Below are 26,036 nucleotides of genomic sequence, written 5' to 3' on the forward strand. Positions count from 1 at the left end.
CACCACCGAGATCCAGGACAGCACGCTCACGCGCACCACGCTCAATGGCACCAACGTGACCATCAGCGCTGCCGACACGCTCGCCATGTTCGGCACCACGATGAATGCGTCGGGCGCCCTCACGCTCAACGCCGACACCCTGCTCCTGGGCACGCAGACCACCGAGCACAGCCAGAGCGAAACCAGCCAGGGGCGCGACCTCGGCTACCAGAAGACGAAGGACAAGGGGACCCAGGACCAGACCACCAACTACAACCAGTTCAACGCTGTCAACCTGGCGGTCAATGCCAACCACGTGCAGGCGGGAATCGGGGCAAGGGACAGCGTCGAACAGCTCGCCAAGCAGCCGGGCATGGGCTGGGTGGAGCAACTCAACAACGATCCGAAGCTGCAAGGCAAGATCGATTGGGTCAAGGTCGAGGAGGCGCACAAGAACTGGAGCCATGAGCAGCAGGGGCTCACGCCCGAGGGGGCGGCCATCGTGACGCTGGTAGCGGCGTTTGTGACCGCCGGGGCAGCGTCCGGCGCGGGCACCGCCGTGGGCGAGGCGGCAGCGGTGGGTGCGGGTGAGGGTGTTGTGCTGACCACGGGAAGCACCTTCGTGAGCGCTACGACCGGTGCCACGATCTCCAGCGCAGTAGGTGGTGCAGTCACCGCGGGCATCACGGCGCTGGCCGGCCAGGCGGCGGTGGCGCTCGTCAACAACCAAGGCGATCTAGGCGGCGCGCTGAACGATCTGGGATCGAGCGCCAGCGTCAAGAACCTGCTGACTGCCGTCGTCACGGGCGGCGTGCTGGGTGGACTGAACCTCAACCCCACCGGCTTGCCAACGGTCGGCGGTGGTGCTCAGCAGTTCATGACGCAATTGGGCCAGAACCTCACCGCCGGCGCGGCGAGAGCCGTGATCGGCACGGCCATCAATGGCGGCAGCTTCGAGGAGAACCTGAAGCAGGGCTTAAAGAACGCGCTGCTCGACACGGTGGCGGCCCAAACTGCCAATGCGATCGGAACCCTCACCGCCATTGGCACGCTGGATGACTTCACCAACAAGATTGCTCATGCCATTGCCGGTTGCGCTGTTGGCGCCGGCAAAGCGGACAACTCGTCCGGTTGCGGCGCCGGCGCGATCGGCGCGGTGATTGGAGAAATCAGCGGCAACGCGTACGGGCGCGACGAGTTCGGCAATCTCAGACCTGGTGCTGTCGAAATGGCTCAGATGTTCGCCGGCATTGCCGGCGCGCTCGCCGGACTGGACGCTGCCGAGATCAACATTGCTGCTGCTGCAGGCGCCAACGCTGCTGCAAACAATGCGTTGAGCTTGCGCGGCTCGGCCAAGCTGATGAGCGACTTGCGAGCCTGCTCCAGCGGCACGGGCGGGACCTGCGACATCGCACAGTTGCGCGAGGAGATGGCACGTGACGCCGACAAGCAGGCACAGCGCATGGACAGTGCCTGCGGCAGTGGGGGAGACCTGAGTCAATGCATGGCGCTGGCCAACAGCGCGAACTTGAGCTTGACCAATCTCATAGTCGCCTACGAGTACGCCGACACCGCCGACAAGAAGGCGCTGGTGGGCGATCTGCTGGGCCGGCAGATCGAGGACATGACGAGGCTGTACAACACGCTGGGCACGCGGCAGGAAGCAGCCAGCATCCGCGACTTGGTGGGCGCGGCGATCACCGGATCGCTGCAGGCGGCCGGGGTGGTGGGGATGAGCATTGGGGGCAAAAAACCAGGAGAAAGCACGGGGCCGATTGCTCTGACGCGAGCTAAATTCGGCCACACCTTCGATACTCATGGCCAAGGGCAAACTGAATTCCTGACAAAACGAGCTGCCGGTTCAGGAACACCTACAGGTCAGTTTTTAGACGATCAAGCAGCGGCTCGTCTCATCCAAGAGAATCTCAGCAACTTGTCAAACGGCGCTATCTCCATCCCATTGCCCAGCGGGTTTCCTGCACGCGTGATCATGCCCGACGGAACCTATGCACCAGCCTCCTCGGTCAGGATAGTTCCAGGCAGAGGCGGCGTCAAAACGGCGTATCCGGAGCTCTAAAAATGTCACATGAATTCTATGGGGCCACTGCGCGTGCAGTGGCTGAGATCAATCGATTGCTGAAGCTGCCTGCGACAGGACGAGAGCAGGACTGGGAGTTTGAACTTGCAGATCCAAAAAGGATTCACGAGATGTTGAATCTTTTGGTGCTCGGCAACTTGAACGATGAATGTCGTAGCGCGCTCGCCTTGCTATTGTTGGCTTCGATGGAAGAGCAAGACTCCTTGGAGCCAAGAGATCTAGTTCAAGCAAAGGAGTGGTTCCTCCGAAACAAGCGGGCTCGAGATCAGATGCATTTCTATTGGATTCAAATGAGCCGCGCTACTAGGCCAGACTTGATCAGCCGCGTGCTTGGCATTGGTTGAATACCGAGGTCAGAATGCATCGGGGCAGTGGGTTGACAAGAGCAAATCTCGGGATCGCGCGTTTGCCCGCGTTCTTGGTCGAGCTGAGCGCAGCGATGATGGTCGCGTCCACGATGGTGCCCGCGCGCATCAGAAGACCTTGCTCGGCAAGATGGGCGTTGATCTCCTCGAACAGGGCCTTGGTGAGGTCGTTGTCCAACAGCAGTCGTCTGAACTTCAACAGGGTGGTGGCATCGGGCACCGACTCGCGCGACAGGTCGATGCCCACGAAGTCGCGCAGCGCCTGGCTGTCGTACAGCGCGTCCTCCAGCGCCTCATCGGCCAGGCCGTACCACTGTTGAAGGCAGTACATGCGCAGCATCCTGGGAACGCCGATCGGCTGTCGCCCGACGCGCCCGCTCGTGGGGTACAGCGGCTCGATCACAGCAATCAGTCGCGCCCACGGCACGACGCGTTCCATGTCGGCCAGAAACCTCTCGCGCCGCGTGCGCTTCTTCTTCATCGCGTACTCGGCACTGGCAAAGCTGCGTTGGTTCATCTCGGTGGTGCTGTGATTTGCGGTACGTTCACGCATGCACGGGCCGTGCCCGAAGCGACCTATTGATCAGCATTTCCCTAGATCGGACCACTGCGGCGGACCCATACCGCGATGAACGCTGCAGAACAGCGCGACGGGTGCACCAAAGAACGCGAAGATGCGGTGTTTCGTCTGAAGAGTAGAGATGGATCTGCCGATATGTCTCTATGAATGATAGTGAAATATGCCAAGTGACATAGAGCTGACACGTCGCCGACTTTGCACCTCTTACCGACAGCTATTTTGTGCCGAAACTCATACCAAGCAGATGATGTCTTCCATGACAATTGTCATATAAGGAACGGCGCTTGGCGAAGACATGCCTTCGGCGCGTACTCGCCCGCGTGTGGGTTGACGGTGAGTGTTGTCGTGAAACGCGATCTCGTCGGCGTGCGCGACGGCGCTGAGCACATGATTTGATGAAGGCTCGTGTGCGCGAGCCGAGAGGATTTGTCGGATGAATTTCCATGCCCCCGCTTCGAAGCCTGAAGACATTCATCATCTCGATGAACTCAAGCGTGATCTTGCGCGTACCCACAGGACAACTCGAACCAACTACGAGGGTGTTCAGGTCGAGTTGATAGACGCGGACTACGCTCGGCTCATCCGAGATGGGTATGTCATCATCGAATCGCTGCTCGCACCGGATCAATTGCAGCAAATTCGCGCAGCTGCAGACGAATGCTTGGGCCCCACGAGCCGCAATAGCTTTGAGGGCAAACTCACGCAGCGGGTGTACGACGTTTTCAGCAAAACCCGGGCCGTGGATGCATTGGCGGAGCACCCCCGCGTACTGGGTCTTCTGGATCGGATCTTTCTTCCCAACTACCTGCTCTCGCAGGCGCAGATCATCAACATCATGCCTGGGTCTGAGCCTCAACTTCTCCATCACGATGACGGGGCCTATCCCTTCCGCGTCCGCGCAAGGCGCTCGGGGCAGCCACGATCTGGGCCATTGACGACTTCACCGCGGAGAATGGTTCTACAGTGGTCGTTCCTGGCAGCCATACCTGGGACGATCATCGAAAGCCGACGGCTGATGAGCTCATCCCTTGCGTTATGCCGGCCGGTTCCGTTGTGGTGTTCCTTGGTACTTTGTGGCATGGAGGAGGGCGCAATCTTTCTCCTCGGTCGCGCTTGGCTGTAACTTGCCAATATTGCGAGCCTTGGCTGAGACAGCAGGAAAACTTCATGAGTGAAATATCCCTCGCCATCGCCGAAACTCTTTCAGAGGATCTGCTGCGCATGATCGGCTACAGCGTGCTGCCGCCATTCTTCGGTATGGTGAACGGCATGCATCCGAAGCGCCTGTTGAATGTCGACCGTGAGGGTGAGCAGATTTTCTGAACGTGTTCTTGGTGAGCAGATCAGAAGGCGAGGCGTTCGCGTCACGCCAGATCCGTTGCAGCAATTGGTGCCGGCCAGGATCCGGACACTTGCGGTGAGTATCTGTGGAATGCCGACCAAGCAACTAGCGGACCTCGCCGAGATCGCGGCTCAAGGTTTTCTGAAGCCGATGGTTGGCTTGGAAATCCAGTCCTCCAAGGTCGTGTCCACCATTGCAGCGGTGGAGAGCCGTCTGCGCGCTTCGGGCAGGGGCGTGCTGATCTTCTGAGAATCCTTCAGTTCAGCGCCTTGCGAATCTCGACCACACGTTCGGGCGTGAACACGCCGCTGGGCAGCAGGTCCAGGATCGACAGCACGCTGCCGCGCGAGCCCCAGCTGCCTTCGTCGATCGTGCGGAACGTGGTCCACCAGGCCGGCGAGGGCTGCTCCATGGCGCACGCCTTGGCCATCGCGGCGAGCACGTTTTCGGTGACCTGCTTGCGCACCGGCAGCGGCCAGGCCGCATCCATCACGCAGATGTCGAAGGTGGCGACGTCGGGCGCGGGCGACTGATCGCATAGAAGCTGGCCGCCGATCGCCATGCAGTCGGGTGTGCGCTCGACAAAATGCACTTGGAATCCAATGCGGGCCGGCGGCGCGAGCTGGCCAACCTCGGGGACGAGCACCGCGTCGGTCAGGGACAGGGCGAGTTCTCGCCGTTGCTCGGGCGACAAACGGCCTTCGGGAGTGGTCACGGTGACGATGGTCATGATGGGATGAGTTGCAGTTGGTAGAAGAATGCGTTGGTCCGAATCTCAACGGCCCTGGAAGCGGGCCTCACGCCGTTCCATGAACGACTGCAGGCCTTCCTTGAAGTCAGCGCTGGCGAAGACCTGCTTGCGGATTTCGGGAATGGCGGTGATCGCCGCGGCCTCGCCCTGCTGCACGTAGGTCAGCGCCGCCGCCTTGGTGGCACGCAGCCCGATGGGTGCACAGGTGCATATGCGGCGAGCAATGTCGAGCGCGCGTTCGCGGTGGGCGCCGTAGGAGTGAACCTCCTGCACCAGGCCGACCTCCAGCGCGCGCTGCGCCGAAAACTCCTCGCACAGGAGCAGCAGATGCATCGCGTTGCCCCAGCCCATGCGCTGCAGATAGCGGAAGTGCGCTCCGCCCAGAGGGGCGATGCCCCGTTTCGCCTCCAGTTGATGGAAGCGCGCCGTGTCAGCCGCAATGACGATGTCGGCCGCGAGCATCATCTCGATGCCCACTGTGTAGGTGATGCCGTGAACGACCGAGATCACCGGCTTGCGGCAGCGTCGGGCCAGTCCGAGCGGATCCACCTGCTGCGGCGGGATCGGCTTCGCGGTCGCGGCGGGGCCGAAGAACTTCGGCATGTCCAACCCCGCGGTGGTGTGCTCGCCCGCTGGATCCAGCACGGCCACCCACAGCTCGTCATCATCGTCGAAAGTCGTGAGGTGCTGGGACAGCTGCTGCATCATTTCCGGCGTGATGGCGTTCTTCTTCGCCGCGTTGTCCAGCGAGATCATGCATACGTGGTCCTGGACCGACATTCGCACCTGAGGCGCGACGGTTTCATCTGCCATGGCGAGTTCTCCTTGGGCTGGGTTTCGGTGCGCATCGGCGGCTGAGGCGACTATGTCACTTGTCATAGAGGTTTCATCATACACTCCCTATGACATCCGACATAGAGAAGAACCCGCATGTCCTCCCTCACCAGAGACAAGATGATCGCCGGCGCCGCCGACCTGTTGAGCAGGCGCGGCGTGCACGCGACAAGCCTGCGAACCGTGGTGCAGCACACCGGCACACCGCGCGGCTCGCTGGGCCATCATTTTCCCGGCGGCAAGCAACAGCTGCTGGAAGAGGCGGTGCGCCACGCCACCGAGAGCGTGGCGGTGCCGCTCGAAACGCTGATGCAGGAGCGCGGCGCGGTCGAAGGCCTGCAGGCCTTCGTCGGCTGGTGGCGCCGCATCCTCGAGAGCTCCGGCTTCGAGGCCGGCTGCCCCGTGCTGGCAGTGGCGGTGGAACCCATGGCGGACGAGGAGGACGCCGCGTCGGGGGAGCACCTTCGCGAACTCGCCCACGACGCCTTTGAGCGCTGGGAAGCCATCCTGGCCGCCGCGCTGCGCCGTGAGGGCGTGGCCGCAAGCCGCGCGCAGCGGCTGGGGGCGCTCACCGTAGCCGCCATCGAAGGCACCGTGGCGATGTGCCGAGCCGCGCGCAGCACGCGCGCGCTGGACGATGTGCAGTTGGAGCTGAAAGCCATGCTGCTGGAGGCGACCGCGCGCTGAATCTCTTCCGCGAGGCAGGGCGAGACCATGGGCGTTGTCCCAAATGACCTATTCGTTTCGTGCGCCTGAGATCTTCACGAGTTTCACGATGAGAGGCCCCGTTGCATCAAAGTTCCGACGAAAGTCTGCTGCACTCCCGCCAACAGCGTCCATCCCAAGCTCCTCGAGCCTCGCTTTCATCGCGGGGCTGTGCGCTATTTCACGTGCGTGTTTCTCAAGGCGCTCGAGAATCGGCTTTGGCGTTCCTGCAGGAGCTGCCAGCACGAACCAGGACATGGTGACCAGTTCGGGGTCAGGGAAACCTTCCTCTTTCATGGTTGGCACATTCGGCAAACCCTGCAGGCGCTTTTCGGAAAGAACGGCAATCGGTCGTACCCTGCCGCTTTGAATCAGTGGGAGCATGGGCGCAAGCGTTCCCATTCCCCACGGCACCACCCCGGCTGCGAGATCCTGGGCAAAAGGCGCCTCGCTCTTGTAGGGCACATGAACCATTTCGAGGCCTTGAATCTTGCTCAAATACGCTGCTGTGAGATGCCCGCCCGAGCCCGTCCCGAGAGATCCGTAACTGAGATGCCCCTTTTCCTTCCTGGCCCATGCAACGAACTCCTTCATGTTCCTTGCCGGCACATCCTTGTTCACCACAAGGATCATTGTGTTGGTTGCGACCTCTGAGATCACCGCCAGATCACGCTTGACGTCGTATGGAACGTTGCTGAAGGTGTGCTGCGCGTAATAGATCGGAGACGAATAGGTGAACAACAAGGTATAGCCATCTGGCGCGGCCTTGGTGACCGCCTGGGTCCCGATCATTCCTGAAGCTCCAGCCTTGTTGTCCACAATGACCGGCTGATCAAGCCGCTTCTTCAACTGTTCGGCAAACACTCTTCCCAGAATGTCCGTTCCCCCTCCAGGCGCAGCGGGCACCACAAGAGTCACCGGCTTGCTGGGGTAATTCTGGGCCAATGACAGGCCGCTGCAGGCGAGCGCTGCGGCCGCGATCGTGATCTTGATGAATCGCATGTATGTCTCCTTCGGTTGCTGCGCCAATCTGAATGGAAGCGGGCAGCAGTCTTTTTGTGAATATGAACGGAAGTGCGGCTGCCTTATTCGCCAGTGCCCAGTCCGTAGTACTCCCGGACGCGCGGATCGCGGCTCTTGCCGGGTTCGAACACTTCGAGCAGCACGTCGTCCGGCGCCTTGACCATGAAGTAGCCGCCGCCGGAATGCTCCCGTACGGGGTTGGGCAGATGCAGGCCCGCTGCCTTCATGCGCTCGTAGACGTCATGCAGGCCGACCACTTGCATTCCCAGGTGATGCACTGCATTGCGACCCAGGTCGCGCGGCGATTGCTCGTACAAGTGCATGGCACCGATGCCGATCTTCATGAACACATTGCGTGCGCCGCCGTAGTCGCCATCCCAGGTGACGCGGGCATCGAACCACGTTCTGTAGAACGCGATGGTCTCGTCGATGTTCGACGCGAACAGGTGGACGTGCTGGAGGTGATAGCGATCGTCGAGACCATAGGGCCGACTGCGGCTGTGGCTGGAACTGGGAGCGGCTTCTGTCATGCTGTCTCTCTCTCTATTGACGTGGGTTGGGGCAATGTGTCTGCTTCACTTCTTCCAACGCTTCTGGTCGCGCACGTCGTGCAGGCCGGGCAGCTCGGCGTGGAAGCCGTCAGGAAAGACGCGGTGCTTCTGCACCTTCTGCGTGCCGGTGATCGGCAGCTCATCGACGAAGTAGATCCAGCCGGGCGGCTTGTAGTAAGCCAGTCGTTCCGCGGCAAACTGAAGCAGCGCCATGGCCAGGGAATGGTCGCGGGCGCCCTCCGCGGCGGGAATCACGCAGGCAAGAACTTCCTCGTCGCGCAGTTCGTCGGGCACTGCCATCACGGCTACCTGCTTGACGAGCGGGCTGGCGGCGAGCACCGCTTCGACTTCCGCGCTGGAGATGTTCTCGCCACTGCGGCGCACGATGTTCTTCTTGCGGTCGACGAAGGTGAACAGCCCGTCGGTCGAGCGGGTGCACAGGTCGCCGCTGTGGAACCAGCCGCCGGTCCATGCGGCCTCGGTCGCCTCTGCGTCGTCGAGGTAGCCGCTGAAGAAGCCATGGCGCGGGTTTTCCGCGATGTGGCGCACCACCAGTTCGCCCACCGCGCCGTCGGTCACTTCCTGGCCCGCGTCGTCGACGATGCGGGCCTGCAGGCCCGGCAGCGGTCTGCCGCAGGCCCGCGTATGGATCTGGCGCGGCTCCCGGTCGACGCACATGAACCGACCGGTTTCCGTCATCCCCCAGACCTCGATGAGCGGGATGCCGAAACGCGTTTCGAAGCGCTCGTGAAGCACGGGATCGACGCCGGCGCCGAACGCCACACTCACACCCGAGTGCCGGTCGTGCTCGGTCTCGGGCTTGCCCAGCAATGCCGGAATCATGATCCCGAGGTACTTGAAGCGCGTGGTCCGGGTGTCGACGATGTCGTTCCACCAGTGCGTCGCGCTGAACCGCCCCGGCATCACATAGCAGGAGCCTGTCACGATGGCAGTGCCCAGCGTGTTGATCGCGTTCATGTGATAGAGCGGCAACGGATTCATCTGCCGCTCGGCGCCAGTCGCGAAGGCCAGATGCGGCGGCAGCTGACAGGCGTAGTCCGCCGCCGTTTGCAGGTAGGTGTTGGTCAGCACGCAGCCCTTGGGCCTGCCAGTCGTGCCGGAGGTGTAGAGGATGGCGGCCACGCGGTCCGATGGAACAGCTGGCTCGGCGGCCGTGTTCGCGCGGCGCTGCAAGCGGGGTAGTCCCTCCGGGCCCTGGGTGCTCAACACAATCGCGTGACCGGAGGCTTCGATGGAGCTCGCGAGCAGCGGCCGCAGCGCAGGCAGACCGACGACGGCGCCGCACCCGGAGTGTCCGAGCTGGTAAGACAGCTCGGCAACCGTCAGATCGGTATTCAGCGGGACCACGCAGGCACCCAGCGCGTTGAGTGCCAGGTACTGGAAGACGAACTCCGGCCTCGACTCGAAGGCCAGCGCCACCCGGTCTCCCTCGCTCACACCCTGTTCCGCATACTTCGCCTTCAGCGCATCGACCCGATCGAGAACTTCGCCGAACTGGAGTTCCCTTTGCACCTCCCATGCTTCGGCCAGCCGACCGGGAACGGCCAGGAACGGGGTTTTTTCAAACACTTGTGCCGATTGGCGGAAACGATCGTACAAGCTGTCCCGGAGGTCCATCGGTCGCTTTCTCTTTTGCAAAGCCGCTCTTCGGCTTCGTTGATAGGGAAGGGCCGCGGTCTGGTCGTTGGCCGCGGACCGCGATTGCGCGGCACGAACGTGAGTCCGTCAAACGAGCACAGCAACGCTTACCCGGGCCAGATCCACTCGAGACCCAAAGCCAGGTGGCGCGATGCACCAGATTGATCCGGGAAGTTGCGAACGAATGCCCCGGAGCCGTTCGGGAACTGTAGGGACGCTCCGACGACTTTTTTTCTTACATCGATTCCTTGGCGGAATGCTGCCCGCGCTAGCCGGACAGGGCGTTGCTGCGGGCCTGTGCCTCTAGTCGACGCTTCAACTCCATCAGCAGTCCCACGGAGGGCGTCTTGCGCCGGTGATAGACCGTGACTTCGCCTGTTAGCGCATGCAGGTCGACGTCCAGCGCTGCCAACCCTTCGCCCGCGAGTGGCTGGAACGCTTGCTCAGGAAGCACCGTGATCAGGTCGCTTCGCCGCAGCAGTGGAATCAGAAGCGTGGCCGAGGTATCGGTCTCGACGCGCACGTCCAGTGCACCGAAGCCCGCATCGGCGAACATCCGCTCCGCCTCCGTCCTAAGCGTCACGTCGGAAGTCGGAAGAAGCCAACGCGACTTCGACAGTTGTTCCATGCTTGGGACGCTTCCAGCCAGCGGATGCCCGGCGCGAACCACAAGCCTGTAGCGCTGAGGTCCGACCCGCGTGCGCAAAACGTCGGGCGGGAGGTGCTGCACGCCGAAGCACACCGCCAGGTCGAGCTTGCCTTCTTCCAGCATGCGCACCAGCTCTGCCGAATGCTTCACGCTTACCAGCAACTGGACGGAGTGAGGTCCCGGCAGCATGTCGGCCAGCACCGGCGCGGCGACGCTACCGAGCAGCGCCGGTACGATGCCGAGCCGTATCGCCCCTCGGAGCGCGGCGACCTCGCCGGCCATGTCGCGCCGCGTCGCGGTCGTAAGCACGCTGAGTTCCATGGCTCGCAGGTACAAGGTGCGGCCAGCAGGGGTCAGCGCGAGCGCCCCCCCACCGCGCTCCATCAACTGGACGCCGAACTCGTCCTCGAGCTTGCGCACGACCTTCGTGACGGCCGACTGGCTCAGTCCGCAGCGAAGTGCGGCCCGCTGAAAGTTGCCGGTCTCGTGAACGGCTCGAAAGACATCCAAATCTTCAAGGCGCATCGAAGCAGCATAGCCGAGGCGCGGCTCGGAAGCTCATGGGGAAACGGGCAACTTCGTCTCAGGCGTCGTCGCCCTTGAACCGCTTCAGGCCCTTGAAGATCAACGGTGCGACCAGCGCAAACAGCGCCAGCGCCAGCAGCGTGGCGGAGCCCGCGTGCTTGAAGAACACGAGTCCATCGCCCAGGCTGATCTGCAGCGCGCGCCGGAACTGGCTCTCCGCCATCGGGCCGAGGATGAGCCCGACGATCATCGGTGCCACCGGGTAGTCCCAACAGCGCATCAGATAGCCGCAGATCCCGAAGGTCACCAGCATCACCAATTCGACCGTGGACGGGTTCGCAGCGAGTGTGCCCATCACCGCGAACACCAGGATGCCTGCGTACAGCCATGGTTGCGGCACTTTCAGAAGACGCACCCAAAGGCCTACGAGCGGCAGGTTGAGCACCAGCAGCATCAGGTTTCCGATGAAGAAGCTGGCAATCAGGCCCCAGACCAGATCGGCGTTGGTGACGAAGAGCAGGGGGCCTGGCACCAGTCCGTACTGCTGGAAGCCCGCGAGCATCATCGCGGCGGTGGCCGAGGTCGGCAGTCCGAGTGCGAGCAGCGGGACCAGCGTGCCGGTCGCGGCCGCGGTGTTCGCGGCCTCAGGTCCCGCCACGCCCTCGATCGCGCCTTTGCCGAACTCCTCGGGCTTCACGGCCAGCTTGCGCTCGACCGTGTACGACAAGAGAGTCGGCACTTCGGCGCCGCCTGCGGGAAGTGCGCCGATCGGAAAGCCCAGTCCGATGCCGCGCAGCCATGTTACCCCTTGCTGCCCAATGCGGTCCACGCCATCGAAGCGCACGGCACCTGGGTGCACACCGCCGCGAGGGCCGTCGGCTTTGCCTTGGTGATCGTCGCTGTCCTGCTGATCAAGATGCTGCGCAAGAACGGCGACAGCAATGAACCAGCAAAGGCTTGATCGCCAGTAGAGATACTGTCGGGAGGCACTCAGGCTGAACCCAATAGCGCAGGCTTTCGCTCAAGCCACCGTGATCACGCGCCGCGCCTGCCGCTGCGCATTGCCCTCGTCCACCGCCTGCACCGTCACCGGCCCCACCGCATGACCCGCATCCACCGTCACCGCCAGATCCGCACCCGTCGCTACGATCGTCAGCCCGGCGGGCGGTGACACAGCCTGAATCGCCGTGCCATCGCTGCTCGTCAGCGTGATCGTTGTGCCGGGCGCGACGTTGAAGCCGCCGGCGCTGGTCAGCGTGAACGCGGGCACCAGATCGAATGTGCAGCGCACCGGCACTGCGCTCGCCGCGTCGGCACCGACCTGGATCGTGATGGTGAGCGGCACGGTGTCTTCCGGCGGTTCGCCGACCGGCGCCTGCACCTGCATCGCGCCGCCGTCGCCCAGGAACGCAGTGGTTTGCGCAGACAGCGTGGCGGTGGCCGGCACCAGTTGCGCATTCACGGCGAGCGTGCCGCCCACCACCACCGTCGTCGGAAATGGCGCGATGGGCGAGGGCACGAGCACGAAGCCATCGCCGCCCGGTTGCATGCTCGCGATGGCCGCGGCCAGATGGTCCGCGGTGGCGCGCAGCGGCAGCGTGTCGATGACCTCCATCCGGAAGCGCCGCACCGCGATGTGCAAGTCCGCCGGCAGGTGGATCGGGCCGATGCCCGAGTCGTAGTTCGTGCCGTTGAAATGGTGGAAGCGGCTGATCTCCACGTCATCCGCACCCAGCACGCCGCGTGCCGTCACGCTGAGTTCGTCGGTGTCGAAACTGCGCCCCTCGCCGCCCACCGTCACGCGGTAGACGCGGCTGGCGATGGGGTCCACATCGAAGCGCACGCGCTGGAAGGGCAGGACCTGCAACGGCGTGGCGCCCGCCTCGGCAATCGGCACGCCTGCCGCAGTCACGTCGACGTCGCGCGGCGTCTGGTCGTAGAAGATGGTCGCACGGCCAGCGCTCTGCGCGTCGAGCGAGTTGTTCAGGCCGGCCAGCCCCTGGGCGGTGATGCGGTAGGAGTTGCCGGTCGGCGCCGGCCGCGAGAAGGCGACGTGCATGCCGCAGGAGCGTTCGAGGACGTTGTTCGTCGGAATGAAGCCGCGTGCGCCGACACCGGCCAGCGTGCCCGTCGCGTTCTGTGCGTAGAGCGCTCCCGGCATGGCAAAGCTGCTGCCGGCAGGCAGGGTGACCGTGGGCGCCTGCACAAAGTTCAACGTCGGTGCGTCCTGCTGGCCGAAGGCGATCATGTCGGTCGGCGTGTTGCCGTTGCCATCGCGCGTGCCGCCGCTGACCGTGAGCCAGTAGCGCGCCACGTCGCCGATCACCGCGACGCTGCCGTGCATGCTGCCCAGGGGGCAGTAGGTGTCGCCGCTGCGGTGCGAGGCTTCCTGCTCCATGCGCGAGCGGTGCGGGTTGGCGCGTTGGTAGGCGTTGTCGTTCCAGAAAAAGCCGAGGAAGCAGCACATCCACGACTGCGTGCCGAACAGGTAGCGTGCCGAGCGCGCGAAGAACTGGCCGGCGCCGTTGTCGGCGGCCGGCTGCCCGCGGTAGAGGATCTGGCCCCAGGGGTCGTGCAAATATTGCATCCAGCCCAGATGCAGTTCGTTGAGCAGCCAGCCATCGAGCCAGCCGGAGGGATCTTCCTCGGCGATCTTTCCGATGAGGAACTCGTTGGGCTGGTCGGCGCGCAGCAGCACCGCTTCTTCGAGCTCGACAGACGTGCCGTCTACGCGCGTGACCAGCGTGCGGTGCGCGCTGCCGGCAGAGGCACGCACTTCGACGCGGTCATGCACTGCCAGGCTCAGCGTGCTGTTGCCCACGGCGGCGATGGTCAGGCGCGCGGGCTGGTTCTCGTCCGCCACCGTGGCCGGATAGAAGCTGCGCAAGCCGAACACCGATGCGCCTGGCGAGTACACCGACAGCTCGACCTGTCCGCTCAGCGGCACCTGCGCACCGAGCGTGACGACGCGGTCGACAATCGTGTCGACCGCGCGAATGAAGATCTGGTCGCCCGACTTGAGTGCCACCAGCACGCCGGCCTCCAGTCCTTCGAGCTTCTGGCCGGCCTCCAGCGTCAGCGTGATCTTGTCGTCCGCGATCGGCACGTTGACGTTGGAGCGCGCCGCATAGCGGATGGCCTGCACGATCTGCACGATGATGGCCGCCAGCCCCCCCCAGCCGGCGAGCGACAGCACGTTCATCAGGCCGCCCACAGTCAACAGTTGGCCGATGTTGGTGATCCACTCCAGCACGTCGTTGCCGGTGCTCACCAACGGCCGGCGCAGCTGCACCGCGCCGTTGCCGAAGCCCGCGGTGCCCAGCGCGCGCCGGTCGCCGTCACTCAGGTTGAAGCCGCCGCCGGTGGCGGCAGAGGCCAGCGTCACGGTTTGCACGCGCCGGTTCTGCGCGACCTGCACCTTGCCGCCTTCCTCGAAGCCGGTCGCATTCGACGGCGTGAGCACGCCGTTGTTGAGCGTGCCCGCGAGGTAGGGCGAGAAGGCGGGGCCGCCGGCGGCCGTGAGGTCGTTGGCCAGTTCCAGTGCCCACAGCGGGAAGGCCACCAGCATGATGGGACCGAGCCGCGCCGACTGCACCGTGTGCATCAGCTCGTGGTCTTCCAGCGCCTGGCGGCGCGTCAGCTCGATGCCAGCGTTTTCGTGGTCGTCGGGCATGCGCACCGAGCCGGCATGCAGGTTGCCCGCCACGCGCCGGGTGCTGTCGGTGTAGGGCACGATGGCTGTCATGCCGCCCGCTGCGATCAGCGCGGCGGTCAGGGGCAACTGCAGCGTGAGGTTGTCGACGGTGAAATCGGTGACGACGGTGGGCGTGCCGGCGGCGGGCGGTCGCGCCAGCCGCACGGTGCCCACCAGCGCAGCCGAGTTGCCGGCCACGCCCAGTTCGATGGTGAGCGGCTGCGGCGCGGCCACGAGTTGCACTGCATGCACCGCGCCGCCATCGATGATGGCGAGCCGGGGCTGCCCCAGGCCGTCCGCTGCGTCCCACACGCTGAAGGTGATCTGGTTCGGCGTGTCGACCGTGCCTTCGATGCCCCAGCGCGCGCTGCCGTTGCCCGGGTCTTGCACCTGCAGCCGGTGCACGCTGATCTCGGTGGCCGTGGCGGGGATGATGGCATCGTCGCTCAGCGTCAGCGTCATGCCGGCCACCGAGTCGACGAGGCAGTGACGCACGCGCGAAGCCGTGCCGTCGCGGAAGTTCACCAGCACCAGTTCACCCGGCACGAAGCGCGGCATGTCCAGGCGCTGTCCGCCGGCGACGGACACCTGCAACTGCAGCACGAGGTCGGCGATGCGGATCGCCGTGGTCAAGGGCAGGCGCTGCACGATGATGTCCGTGGCCCCCGCGGGCACGTCCGGATTGGCGGGGTCGGCGGCGTAGGTCAGCGTTGCGTCGACGACGGCGCTGATGACGTAGGTGCGCAGTTGCGCCGCACCGCCGTCCACGAAACTCACCTGCGCCGAATCATTGACGTCGAAGGCTTGCGGCGTGCCGGCGCTCGGCATGGTCAGGTCCAGTTCCCGCGTGCCGCTGCCGACCGCGGCGGTGTAGACCGGCGCGTCGGCTGCGATGAGCGCCGCTTCGACCGTGCCGCCACTGAGCGTCAAATTGCGGTCCAGCGTGACCTGCAGGCGCAGTCGCCGGATCGCACCCGCGACTGGCTGGCCCGTGGCGGGCGTGACCACCACCACGTCGCCAGCGCGTATGGGGTTGGCGATCGCGCCGTTGTCGATGGGGGTGGTCGCCACGGGCGGCGTGCCATCGGCATAGGTCAGCACGGCGGCCGCGTCGAACAGGTCGGCGCCGGCCGTCACCGTGGCTGCGCCAAAGGGCAGCAGGTGCAGGGCCGTGGTGCCTGCGGGCATGGCGGCGTTCAGCGCGATCGTTTGCACGGTGCCGGCGCTGACGCCCGAAATGTCCGGAGCGGCGAGGCGCCAGCGCGTGGTGTCGAAGGGGTCGGGCGTGTTGTCCGGCAACGGGTGGCTCAGCACGAGGGCGTCGTGGTTGAGTGCGGTGACTTGCCGCACCGCCGCCTGCGCACCTTGCAGCCAGACGAAGCCGCTGGTGGGCGCGACGCCGGGCGAGATGGGCGCATAGGTCAAGACCGCCGTGGCCTCGGGTGCGCCCGCGTGCTGGCCCAGATCGCCGGCGGCCGCGAGTTGCTGCCACGGCTGCGTGGTGCCAGCCACGCCGAGCGCGGAGAGATCGCGGTCCACCGTCAGCACGGCGCCCGCTGCGGAGACGACGATGGCCGGCAGCGCGGTGGCGCCGCTGCCGATCAGGATGCCGCTGCCGGGGGGGGGCGCGGCGCCGCTCTGCACTTCGTATTGGATGGGCGTCGGCCCGATGCGGCCATTGAAGTTGCCGCTGGCCATGGCCGAACGCACGCTGAAGTCGTTTCCCACGGCCGCCGGCACCGGCGAGTCGATCGCGAGTTGCGCACGCAACCCGTCGACACGCGCCACGTGCACCGTGGCACCGGCACGCGCCAGCCGCAGGATGCTGAGCGACGGCGCGTAGTCCAGTGAACTGCCCGCCACGCCAAGCAACAGTTGATCGCTCACCACGGGCGTCAGCGCTTCGGGACCGGCGGGCGCTGCGGGCGCGATGAGGCCTTGCAGGCGCAGCGCACCGCCGCCCAAGTGCGTCAGCGTCGGTTCGACCTTCAGCAGCGTGCTGGGGCCGACCTCGTCCACATCGAGCACGCGCACGACTTCGAGCAGGCCGGGCGCATCGGCCAGCACCACGTCCGCGCCGGCCGCAACGCCCAGCGTCGTGCCGGGCACGACGAGCGCGGCAAAGTTGCCGGCCAGGCCGGTGAGCGGGCTGGCGGCCATCGTCAGTTCGATCATGTCGGCGGTCTGCGCGTGCACGCCGCGCTGCACCGTGTCGAAGTGCATGCCGCCGCTGGGGAACACCGGAAGCAATGATCCGGGAATGGCCGCCTCCGCGGTGCCGCCGCAACGCGACCAGTCGGTGAGCACCGTCGCGTTCGGCGAAGCGCGCGTGCCGCGCAGCACGAAGCTGGTGCCGCTGGCCGGCGCACAGCGCAGCAGGCTCGCGTACAGCGTGGGCCGGAACTCGGCGCCAGGCGAAAAAAGCCGCGCGTCTTCGAGTGCGGTGAAGCTCGCCTTCTCTTCGTTGACGAGGAACTGGTAGGTCCATGCGACTGGCTGGATGCGCGACATCCAGCCATCGGCGCGCAGGCCGAAGGCATCGTGGTTGTTCGCACTGATCCATTCGGCATCGAAGGGGTCTGCCCCAGCGACTGCGCTCACGATCCAGCCCAGCGGCGAGAACTGCAGGTTCAGCCACATGCCCAGCAGGCTGGCGATGGTGTTCTGCATCGACCACGTCAGCGCGCTCGGGATCAGCCACCACAGGTCCGACACCGCGCCGGTGGGGTCGGCCAGCGACACCGGGTTGTGGCGGCAGACGGTGTAGGGGCCGGCCGCGGGCAATTCGATCTGCAGGGGCCCTTGCCAGCCACCGGCGCGCCGCGGGTCGCCGGCTTCGCCGTGCAGCGGGTCCGGACAGTCGAAGCTGGCCAGGCGCGGGTCGAGCCGGCGATAGGGCAGGTGCACGAGACCATCGCTGGCGATGGCGCCGCCGTAGAGGCCTGGTCGTGCCGCGTCATCGTCTTGCAGGTTCAGCAAAGACTCGCCGAAGCCATCGCGCGGCAGGCGCCGCATGCCGTGCCGTGTGCACACCCGCACCGGCGTGCCGCCCGGGTCGAGGCTGTAGACCTCGCCCAGCGGTTCGCCGGGCTCGCCGTCGATCGCGCCAAGGCACAGCCAGCCATCCCACAAAAAGGTGCGGCGCACGCGGCCTTCGTCGTCGCAGATGGCGAGCAGGCGGCCGCAGGCATCCATCTCCCAACCCAGCGGCGTGCTGCGGGTGGGCAGGCGCGCGCCGGCATCGTCGTAGCGGATGCGGCCTTCGCGCTGCGTGCCGTGCGCCGATTCGCGCCATGCGACCGGACGGCCGCTGGCGTCGCGCAGGATGTGGCGCAGCACATGCGGCGTCTGGATGACGGTCAGGTGCTCTCCGGTGTAGCCGTAGTGCCAGGTCGGACCGCCGTCGCGGTCGATGCAGGCGGTGATGCGGCCCTGCTCGTCATGCGCGACCGAGACGCCATCGACATCGACCAGCCGGCCTTTGGCATCCCAGCCGTAGCGTTCACTCCACTGCTCGACGCGGCCGCTCTCTTCGGTGCGAAGCTGCACACGGCGCAGCAGGCCGCCGGGCAGTTCGATGGCCTGCACCTTGACGAAGCCGCCATCGAACAACAGTTGCCCGGGTTGGCGCGCATCGACATAGAGGCGCTCGCCAGCGCCGATGGTCAGCAGCCGGCCATCGGGGTCACGCTCGACGACCAGCGGCAAGGCAGCGCCCGGTACATGGATCACGTGGTGGATCGGCTCGCGAGGCTTGCCGGCGTTCTCGTTGGCCGCGCGCCGTTTGCCAAAGGGCATGCCGCCCGCGGCAGCCGTGAAGCCCGCTGCATCGAGCGGTGGCGCGCCGTGGGGCGCGATCGACTGGAGCAGGGCGTTCATCATCATCCAATGCTCACATCGGCAGAGACAGAGGCAGAGCCGCTCACCATGGCGAAGCGCAGCGACTCCAGCAGCGCGACGATTTCGTTGCGCACGGCGGCGATCAGGGCTTCGAAACTTTCCACCAGCCGCGGGCCGACACGGCTCACCGAATCGATCAGCGCGTTGAGGTCGATCGCGCCCAATTGCGTGCCGACTTCGGCCAGCGCCGTGCCCACCTCGGCCAGGCGCTCCGCCGGATTGGCGGAGGCCACGCGGTCCACCGCGTCCTGCAGGAACGTCAGGTCGCCGAGCAGGGCGGCGGGGTCCAGCGCGCGAATCTGCGCGGCCATGGCGCGCGTGATGGCGGCGAGTTCCTCGGCAAACACGCGCGGGTCATAGGCCGCGACGCTGGCGCGCAATGCGGCGTGCAATTCGGCCAATTCGGCAGCCAGGCGGCGCGGGTCCAGCACGTCCAGTTCCTCGCGCACCACCTCCAGCACCTGCAGGAACTTGCGTGCCTGCGCGCCCGGGTTGTAGTGGTTGATGAGCGCCTGCATGCGCTGAACGAAGGTGCGCAGATCAGGGAGCAGTTCGGCCACGAGTTGCGGCGTGAGCGACACCATGCGGTCGACCAGCGCGTCGACTTCCAATGCGATCGGTTCAGGGTCCAGCGCTTCCAGCAAGTCGTCTAGGTTGCCCGAGAAGCGCGCCAGCGGACACGATTCCAGCACTTGCGCCGTGCGTTCGACGGAGGGGCCAAGTGCCCCGCCCGTGCCACCCGTGAGTTGCGCGGCGCTGGCGCGAAGCAGGCCCAGCGTGTCCGCCAGTTCGCGGCGCAGGGCCGCCGGCCCCGCTTGCCCGACGGCGGCGAGCGAGGCGTGGAGCCGAACTTCACCGCCGGGCGTCGACAGGTTGGCTTGCAGCGCCAGGTGCGCGCGCATCTGCGCGGGCGCAAGGGGTGTGAACATCGCCTCGACGCCATCTTCCAGCCGCCGCGCCGCCGCATGCAAGGCCGCCTCGAACCCCCGCAGTTGCCGCGCGAGCCCGGCGCACAAGCCGTCGAGCGCCGCCATCACCTCGCCAGCGGGACCGGCCTCCAGCTGCGACAGCAGCGTGCGAAGCCGCGCCGGAATGAAGCCCAGTAAGCGAATCGCATCGCCCGCGTGCACCGTGTTGGTCGCAGGTGGCAGTTCGGAATTGGTGGTGCGCGTGTCGGGGTCGGCGAGCGTAGCGTCGCTGTCGCCCGCCATGCGCCGTGCCGGTTCCAGCGCGGCACGCGAAGCGGTGCGCCCGACGCTGTCGAAGGAGGCGCGCAGGCCCCTGACGGAGGCTTGCGCATCGGGCACCGGAATCTGCGCGAGCAGCGCATCGTAGCCCGAGATCACCGGCGCCAGCAGGCGATTGGGATGCACCTTGTCAATGGCATCGAGCACCAGCTGAAACGGCGCGCGAATCGTCTCGGCGATGGCGCGCGGGTCCAGGCTCTCGATCAGGTCGGCGGCCTGGTCGAGGTACTGCGAAACATCCGGCAGCAGCGAGGCCGGGTTGAAGTTGCGGATGGTGTCGAGCGCGCTGTTGACCTCGGCTTCAATGTCGGCAATCAACGATGCGGGAATCAGGTTGGAGACCACGCGCTGCGCCTCTGCCAGACCGCTTTCCACCGTGGCGGCCACGTCGTCGGGAATGCGCAGTTCGGCCACTGCATTGCGCACCGGCTCGAAGACGGCGTCGAAGTCAACGCCTTCGAGCAGTTCGATCAACTGCTCCACTTGCGGGCGCAGCGGTTCGGGCAGCGGCACGTTGGCGAGCAGTTCGCTGGCCGATTCGCGCAGCGTCGACAACGCGCTCACCAGTTGCTCCTCGACCTGCTCGATGCCCAGCCCGTGGATGGCCTGCGCAATGCCGTCGATGGTGGCCTTGAAGGCCGCCAGCCCTTCGGCCAGCTTGCCGAGGATGGCCACGGCCTGGTCCGCCACTTCGTCGATGCGCTGCGCGATGGTGTCGAGCGCAGCGATCACGCCGTCCAACGCCTGGTGCATCACCTGGTCGACTTCCTGCAGCGCACCCTGGATCTGGTCGGTCAGCGCCCCGGCGTCGAGTTGGTTCGCGACGCTGGCCAAGGCCTCGCGGGCAGTGCGCGCCGGGCCGTCGAGCCCTGCCGATTCCACCGCCTCCACCGCGTCGTGCAAGAAGATGGTGATCTGCTGGCGCAGGTCGCGCACCGGCAGGCTGCGCAGGCTGCGGCGCACAAAGTCCTTGGCGCGCACCACGGCGGCGTCGATGGGCTGTTCGACCACCACGCGCGCGCGTTCCTCGATCATCGGCGCCAGGCCCTGGATGAAGGTGCGCACTTGCCCGAGGTCGGGGTTGTCCATCAAGGCACGCACGGCACGGATCTGGTCGCGGAAGTCGTCGAGGAACTCGATGACGCCGCGCTCGCCGAGCTTGAGTGTCTTGTTCAGTTCGACCAGCGGCTGCATGAACTGTGGCACCTTCAGGCGCTGCACCTGCTGCATGGCGAACAGCAAGTCGTCGCGCAGCACGCCCAGCGTGTGGCCGCGCACCTGCTGCAGGTTGCGCAGCGCGGCGTCCAGCGTGGCCGCGTTGCCACCGGCCGCGGCCACAGCAACCGCATCGAAGGCAGCCACGAGGCCCAGATGCCGGTCGGCCGGCAGGTGCAAGGTGCCGCTCGCGTCCAGCACGGTCGCGATGCTGGTGCGGATGTTCCCCAACTGCGCCTGCGGGAAGGGCAGCAGCACCTGGGCCGCGAGGTCGACCAGGGCAGAGGGGTCGCGAATGTCCTGGTTCGCCATGCGGCTAAGCGCCACGAAGCTGTCGGCGCCGCTGCCAAAGAGCTTGCCCAGTTCGCCCGACGCACCGCCCGCCACGCGCACCGCCTCGGCCAGCGGTGTTCCGAAGATGTCGCCGAAGTTGGCGGGCTCGCCGCTGACGGACTTGGCCAGATGCGTGACGAAGCTCAGCCCTTCGCCGACCGCCTTGGCGTAGTCCGCCAAGGGCAGGTCGCCCACATCGAAGCGCCCGCCGAGCTGCTCGAGCGCCGCAACGAGTGGTTTCAGCAGCGCGTCGGGCGCGGGGAAGGCGGTGCGCAAGCCGTCGATGCCGCCGCCCAGGCTGCCGAGCGCGCTCGATGCAGCGCCTGCGTCCATCAGCGCCTGCATCTGCGGCGTCGAGACCGAGACGCTGATCGAGCCGCGCGCCTGCACGATGGCGCCGAGGTCGATGCTTTGGAGGTCGCCCAGGAGGCTCATCGCGCGTACCTCAATGTCAGGTCGGAGCAATCCACGTGCAGGAAGAGCGAGGACTGCAGCAAGGGCACGTGGCCGCGGAAGGCCGCTGCCGGAAAGGCAAAAGCCGGCTGGTGCGACTCGGCCCCGGTCACGTCGGCGATCTTCACGCCGCCGAGCGTCAAGGGCCGGCCGCCCGGATCGGGGTCGCGGATCGCGACGCGCACGATGGCGAGCCCATCCGGCCGCTCGGCCCAGAAGAAGCGGCCGACGTTGCAGCGAAGGCGCAGGCCAACGTTGCGCGGCAGCGCGGCGGAAGGCGGCAGTTCGGCCCAATGCGTGCGCAGACCCGCACCCGCATCGAGTTGCAGAAGGGCGGGGCCGGCCAGCGTGGCGCCGATGGTCTCGCCGTTCAACTCCACCAACTCGAGCGCCAGCTCGCAGGCTTCGGGCGCACGTCCGTAGACCCCGATGCGTGCGGGGTCGCGGCCCAGCAGTGCCTCGGGCGGCCACGCGCGCGTGGCGCCGGAAGCGCCGACGATGCGGCCCAGTACGGGGCTCGTCGGGTCGGGCGGTGCATCGGAGACTTCCTCCAGCACGCGCAGCCCGTCGTAATGGATGGTCAAGTCGCCGATGGCGGTGGCCGGCTGCTCGTCTGCGAGCGCGGCTCCGTCGAAGGTGGCGAGCGGCAGCGCATTCGCTTCGAGGGCCGTCGTCGCGATGCCCTCGTGCACGCGCAGCAGGGCACCATGGGCACGGGCGCTGAAGACGGTGCAGCGGGCAGGCGCGTCGGCGCGCAGCGTCACGCGCGCTTGCAATGGCTCGCCGGCCTTGAGCAGCTTGGTGAACTCGGTTTGCAGCGCCTGGCGCAGGTCCACTGTCGTGCTGCCCGCGTCGGGGTCAAAGTCCGGCACGGACCACAGCGCCTGTCCATCGGGACCGGTGAGCTTGGCGTTGCGGGCTGGCGTGTGCGTGATGAGTTGCAGCGCGTCCAGCGTGCTTGGCTGCGCCGCGAACTCGGGCGGATTCGGTCCGGTGACCAGCGTGACGCGCACGCGGCTGGCGGCCACCGAGGGGTTGAGCGTGATCGTGCGGCTGGAAAGTGCCGCGCCCGTCAGCGTCTGCGGCACGGCGTTTTGTCTCGCTACGGGCGGCACCGAGAAGCGCGGGCTGTCGAAGCCCCCACCACGCGGCAGCGGAAAGGCGATGGCGATGCGTTGGTCGGGCGGCGGCGTGTCGACGACCTCGAAGTCCCCGAACTTGAAGCCTTTCAAGCCGATGGCCCGCACGCGCGCACCGGCCGGCACGTCAACGCGCCAGCCACCATCGTCCGCGGTCGCAGGCTTGTCGGCCATCACGGTCTCGGCCATCGCGGGGTAGAGGGTCACGCTCGCATCGGTCATCTCGGCCGAGGTGGCGCCGGCCACGCCGTTCCACGCGAAGTCGATGGCGTGGCCCTCGCCGGCGATGTCCACCGGCTCGGCGAAGAGGTAGGCCTGCACCGGGATCACCGCCGTGGCGACGCCCGACGCCACGCCCATCGACATGGCGGACGCGTGTTCGTAGAGTTGCACGGCGACGGCCATCACGCGCTCCGCACCACCAGCTTGAGCTTGCCCAGCGACTGCCCGGCGCCGCCTTCGCCATTGCCCAGCCGTACCACGAGGAAGTCCGTTGCGGGTGCTGCAGGCGGTGTGTACTGCACCGTCACCTGACCGGCGTTGACGGGCACCACGCGCGTGCCATCCGGGCCCGCATCGCCGCCGGCCAGCACGCCGGCGCCGGGTCGCCCACCGGAGTCGACCACCGACAGCATGGCGTCACCGAAGGCCAGCGCTTCGGGCTCGGGTGTGTCGGCCTCGAGCCGCATGCCGACAGTGCCGAACTGCACCGTGAGGTCGACAGCCGCACCGCCCGCGATGAGCAGCGGCGCCGGGGGCGACAGCAGCAGCGGCAGCACGCTCTGGCGGATCCGCACTTCGCGGATGGCGATGCCGGTGGCACCCGCCTGGCCCACCGGCCAGAAGTAGCCCTCGGCCGACAGCACGATGAGCGACGGCGCCTCGACGCGCACCAGCGCCAAGCGCTGCACCAGAAAGCCGGGATCGGCGTCTTCGTCCTCGGGCAGCAGCGCGCGGCCATCAAGCAGGCTCGCATCGCCGAGCAGGTAGATCGTGCGGTCGATGGCCAGCATCTGGTCGGCCCGCGTGCCGCCGGCGGGTGCGCGGATCTCCAACCCCGTTTCGCAGCGCAAGCGCAGCACGCGGCGTGGGTCAGTGGCACCGGGCACCCGCTCCGGTTTGCGTGACAGCAATTCTTCGTCGACCGCCTCTGCGGTGCGCACCGCCACCACGACCAGTGCTTCCGCGCGCGCAGGCGCCGCATCCACGGCCCCTTGCAGGGGCGGCGGCAAGCGGCTGCCGAGGGCATCGGCCAGTCCGAGTTCGAACTCGCGGAGCATGGCCTTCTGTCCGGTTCAGCCGATGCGGCCGGGGCCCACAACGGGCGAGATGGGGGTGACCGGGCTCACCACGACGTCGTCGCGCGTGACGACCTGGCGCTGGCGCCGCACTTCCTCGGTCACGAGGTTGGGCACTGTCGCGAACTGCGCGGCGACCGCGCTGTTGACGGTGGTGCGCACCGAGTCGTTCACGGCCACGTTGAGTTCGTCACGTGCGATGCCGCGCATCTCGGCCAGCAACTGCGTGCGCAGCGTGGCGCTGCTGGCTTGCGAGATCTCGATGGCGGCCCGGCGCGCAGCGTCCACCGCCTGCGTCGAGATCTCGCTGCGCATGGCGTTGAGCTTCTGGTCGTTGTTGCGCGAGAAGGTGGCGAGTTGCTCGCTGAGCGAACGGTTCACCGCCGCCACCTGCAGGCCGATCTCGTCTTGCAGGTTCTGGCGCAGCTCGGTGCGCAGGGCCGTGAAGGCCTGCGGAATGCCGGCCAGTTGCGTGGCGTGCGACTTCTGCGTTTCGGCGAGCTGGCCGGCCTGGCTGCCGAGCGCATCGAGCCGCGCGCTGGCGCCGTCGATGCGGCTCGTGAGCGCGGCGAGGCTGCTCGACAAACGCGCCGTGAGTTGCGTCTCCACCTGCTGGCCCAGCCCCGCGTTGACCGCCTCGATGCGCGCGCCCAACTCGGTGCGCAAGCCGGCCGTGCTGCTGTCGATGGCGCGTTGCGCCGCTTGCTGCGCTGCCGTGATGGCCGCTTGCTGCGCAGCGTCAATGCGCGTGCCGAGCGAGGTCGTGAGGCTGGCTTGCAGGCCGGGCAAGGCATCGGCCACGCGCGCTTCCACCAGCGTGCCGAGGCCTTCGAGCCGCGTGTTGACGCGCGTGTCGACTTCGCCTCGGAAGGTTTCGAGCACGCCATTGGTCTGCTCGCGTTGCCGCGTGCCGATGCGATCTTCCAGCGCGGCGGTCTGTGCTTCGGACAACTGGAACTGGTGGCTGTCGAGCGCGTCGGTCAGACGCTCGGGCGTCACGGTGCGCTGGTCGACTTCGGCCAAGCGCCGCTCCACGGTGGCGGCGTCGAGCAGTTCGCCGTTGGCCAGGCGAAAGCGCTCGCGCAGTTGTTCAAGGTCCTTCACGCGCGTCAGCACCGAGCCGATGTCGACCACCTGCCCATTGACCGACAGGCGCGAGGCCGCTTCCTGCACCGTCGAGAGGTCGCGCTGCACCGCGCCTAGCGAATTGCGCATGGCCTGCAGGTCGGCGCGCGGATCGACCACCGTGTCGAGTTGGCGGCGCACCGCGGTGATGGCGGACTGGCGCTCCAGGTCGCGGCTCGCGACGTCGGTGAGCCGGCCGCGGAACTCGTCGATCTTGCTGTTGCTGCCGTCCTGCGTGTCGGCAAGGCGCTTCACGGTCTGCTCGATGGTCGTCAGGCGCTGCTGCATGGCCGGGTCGGCGAGCGGGCCGCGTTCGAGCAGTTCGCGCAGCGAGGGCGAGAGCCAGTCGGCGTCCACCTGGTCGGGGTGCTCGTGCGTGGGCACCGCGTCCCTCCCCTCGGCGGCGAGCACGGCGCGCGCCACGTCGGCCAGCGCAGCGACGAGCATGTTCCAGTCTTCGGCGCGGATCAGCTCGCCGCGGCGCGCGGCGCCGATCTGCGTGAGCTGGGCGAGCAGGGCGCGCAGGCGGTCGAGGTCTTGCGGGGTGGCCATGGTGCGAAGCTCCGTTGCG

Annotated in this window: 18 protein-coding genes and 4 pseudogenes; 8 read left to right on the forward strand and 14 right to left on the reverse strand. The window is 66.7% G+C overall.

What is annotated here, in order from left to right:
* Positions 1–55 precede the first annotated feature (55 nt).
* Together ACSQ89_RS33265 and ACSQ89_RS33270 are read left to right on the forward strand one after the other, a co-directional pair.
* Complete coding sequence (locus tag ACSQ89_RS33265) at positions 56–2,056, forward strand: DUF637 domain-containing protein (protein WP_436292873.1); 2,001 nt, start codon at positions 56–58, stop codon at positions 2,054–2,056.
* Between the two features lie 2 nt (positions 2,057–2,058).
* Positions 2,059–2,421: a hypothetical protein gene (locus ACSQ89_RS33270; protein ID WP_139191634.1), complete on the forward strand. Its 363-nt coding sequence runs from the start codon at positions 2,059–2,061 to the stop codon at positions 2,419–2,421.
* A 49-nt stretch (positions 2,422–2,470) separates the two neighbouring features.
* Here ACSQ89_RS33270 and ACSQ89_RS33275 read toward each other — a convergent pair.
* Positions 2,471–2,923, reverse strand: a pseudogene (locus ACSQ89_RS33275) (IS5 family transposase); the annotation flags it as partial.
* 111 nt (positions 2,924–3,034) lie between these two features.
* Positions 3,035–3,115, reverse strand: a pseudogene (locus ACSQ89_RS33280) (nitroreductase); the annotation flags it as partial.
* 340 nt (positions 3,116–3,455) lie between these two features.
* Here ACSQ89_RS33280 and ACSQ89_RS33285 point away from each other — a divergent pair.
* The 4 genes and pseudogenes from ACSQ89_RS33285 to ACSQ89_RS33300 all read left to right on the forward strand — a co-directional run.
* Positions 3,456–3,902: pseudogene (locus ACSQ89_RS33285) on the forward strand (phytanoyl-CoA dioxygenase family protein); the annotation flags it as partial.
* Between the two features lie 83 nt (positions 3,903–3,985).
* Positions 3,986–4,078 (forward strand): annotated as a pseudogene (locus ACSQ89_RS33290) (phytanoyl-CoA dioxygenase family protein); the annotation flags it as partial.
* A 111-nt stretch (positions 4,079–4,189) separates the two neighbouring features.
* Complete coding sequence (locus ACSQ89_RS33295; protein WP_436293032.1) at positions 4,190–4,345, forward strand: hypothetical protein; 156 nt, start codon at positions 4,190–4,192, stop codon at positions 4,343–4,345.
* A 109-nt stretch (positions 4,346–4,454) separates the two neighbouring features.
* The gene (locus ACSQ89_RS33300; protein WP_436292874.1) at positions 4,455–4,613 is read left to right on the forward strand and encodes a hypothetical protein; all 159 of its coding nucleotides are present in this window, start codon (positions 4,455–4,457) and stop codon (positions 4,611–4,613) included.
* A 7-nt stretch (positions 4,614–4,620) separates the two neighbouring features.
* On the opposite strand, the gene ACSQ89_RS33305 is transcribed toward ACSQ89_RS33300, so the two are convergent.
* On the reverse strand, positions 4,621–5,094 hold the full coding sequence (locus ACSQ89_RS33305; protein ID WP_436292875.1) for a tautomerase family protein: 474 nt from the start codon (positions 5,092–5,094) through the stop codon (positions 4,621–4,623).
* A gap of 45 nt (positions 5,095–5,139) precedes the next feature.
* Positions 5,140–5,928: a crotonase/enoyl-CoA hydratase family protein gene (locus tag ACSQ89_RS33310; protein ID WP_436292876.1), complete on the reverse strand. Its 789-nt coding sequence runs from the start codon at positions 5,926–5,928 to the stop codon at positions 5,140–5,142.
* Positions 5,929–6,045: 117 nt separating this feature from the next.
* Between ACSQ89_RS33310 and ACSQ89_RS33315 the strand changes: the two genes are divergently transcribed.
* Positions 6,046–6,636 (forward strand): TetR/AcrR family transcriptional regulator, encoded by a 591-nt coding sequence (locus ACSQ89_RS33315; RefSeq protein WP_436292877.1) that lies wholly within the window; start codon positions 6,046–6,048, stop codon positions 6,634–6,636.
* Positions 6,637–6,684: 48 nt separating this feature from the next.
* Here the strand turns inward: ACSQ89_RS33315 and ACSQ89_RS33320 are convergent, their stop codons facing one another.
* The 5 genes from ACSQ89_RS33320 to ACSQ89_RS33340 all read right to left on the reverse strand — a co-directional run bounded on the left by ACSQ89_RS33320 (position 6,685) and on the right by ACSQ89_RS33340 (position 11,920).
* On the reverse strand, positions 6,685–7,656 hold the full coding sequence (locus ACSQ89_RS33320; RefSeq protein ID WP_436296875.1) for a Bug family tripartite tricarboxylate transporter substrate binding protein: 972 nt from the start codon (positions 7,654–7,656) through the stop codon (positions 6,685–6,687).
* An 83-nt stretch (positions 7,657–7,739) separates the two neighbouring features.
* Positions 7,740–8,207: a VOC family protein gene (locus tag ACSQ89_RS33325; RefSeq protein ID WP_436292879.1), complete on the reverse strand. Its 468-nt coding sequence runs from the start codon at positions 8,205–8,207 to the stop codon at positions 7,740–7,742.
* 45 nt (positions 8,208–8,252) lie between these two features.
* A complete protein-coding gene (locus ACSQ89_RS33330; RefSeq protein ID WP_436292880.1) occupies positions 8,253–9,818 on the reverse strand; it encodes an AMP-binding protein in 1,566 nt (521 codons plus the stop codon).
* A 337-nt stretch (positions 9,819–10,155) separates the two neighbouring features.
* Entirely contained in the window at positions 10,156–11,061 is a 906-nt protein-coding gene (locus tag ACSQ89_RS33335; protein WP_436292881.1) for a LysR family transcriptional regulator, read from the reverse strand.
* A gap of 58 nt (positions 11,062–11,119) precedes the next feature.
* Positions 11,120–11,920 carry a tripartite tricarboxylate transporter permease gene (locus ACSQ89_RS33340; protein WP_436292882.1) on the reverse strand — a complete coding sequence of 267 codons (801 nt, stop codon included), beginning with the start codon at positions 11,918–11,920 and terminating at the stop codon, positions 11,120–11,122.
* On the opposite strand from ACSQ89_RS33340, the gene ACSQ89_RS33345 reads away from it, so the two are divergent.
* Positions 11,870–12,022: a hypothetical protein gene (locus ACSQ89_RS33345; RefSeq protein ID WP_436293033.1), complete on the forward strand. Its 153-nt coding sequence runs from the start codon at positions 11,870–11,872 to the stop codon at positions 12,020–12,022. The two genes, ACSQ89_RS33340 and ACSQ89_RS33345, sit on opposite strands and share 51 nt — an antisense overlap.
* Positions 12,023–12,082: 60 nt before the next feature.
* Here the strand turns inward: ACSQ89_RS33345 and ACSQ89_RS33350 are convergent, their stop codons facing one another.
* The 5 genes from ACSQ89_RS33350 to ACSQ89_RS33370 are packed head-to-tail and all read right to left on the reverse strand — an operon-like array spanning position 12,083 to position 26,017.
* Positions 12,083–18,634 (reverse strand): hypothetical protein, encoded by a 6,552-nt coding sequence (locus ACSQ89_RS33350; RefSeq protein WP_436296876.1) that lies wholly within the window; start codon positions 18,632–18,634, stop codon positions 12,083–12,085.
* A 2-nt stretch (positions 18,635–18,636) separates the two neighbouring features.
* Positions 18,637–21,885 (reverse strand): hypothetical protein, encoded by a 3,249-nt coding sequence (locus tag ACSQ89_RS33355; RefSeq protein WP_436292884.1) that lies wholly within the window; start codon positions 21,883–21,885, stop codon positions 18,637–18,639.
* Positions 21,882–23,447, reverse strand: coding sequence for a hypothetical protein (locus ACSQ89_RS33360; protein ID WP_436292885.1), 1,566 nt, complete (start codon positions 23,445–23,447; stop codon positions 21,882–21,884). The genes ACSQ89_RS33355 and ACSQ89_RS33360 overlap by 4 nt, the downstream gene beginning before the upstream one ends.
* Positions 23,447–24,322: a hypothetical protein gene (locus tag ACSQ89_RS33365; RefSeq protein ID WP_436292886.1), complete on the reverse strand. Its 876-nt coding sequence runs from the start codon at positions 24,320–24,322 to the stop codon at positions 23,447–23,449. The genes ACSQ89_RS33360 and ACSQ89_RS33365 overlap by 1 nt, the downstream gene beginning before the upstream one ends.
* Positions 24,323–24,337: 15 nt before the next feature.
* A complete protein-coding gene (locus ACSQ89_RS33370; protein WP_436292887.1) occupies positions 24,338–26,017 on the reverse strand; it encodes a hypothetical protein in 1,680 nt (559 codons plus the stop codon).
* Positions 26,018–26,036 lie beyond the last annotated feature (19 nt).

The sequence above is a fragment of the Variovorax sp. LjRoot175 genome, assembly GCF_964253805.1.
In the GTDB taxonomy this organism is placed as follows: Bacteria; Pseudomonadota; Gammaproteobacteria; order Burkholderiales; family Burkholderiaceae_C; genus Variovorax.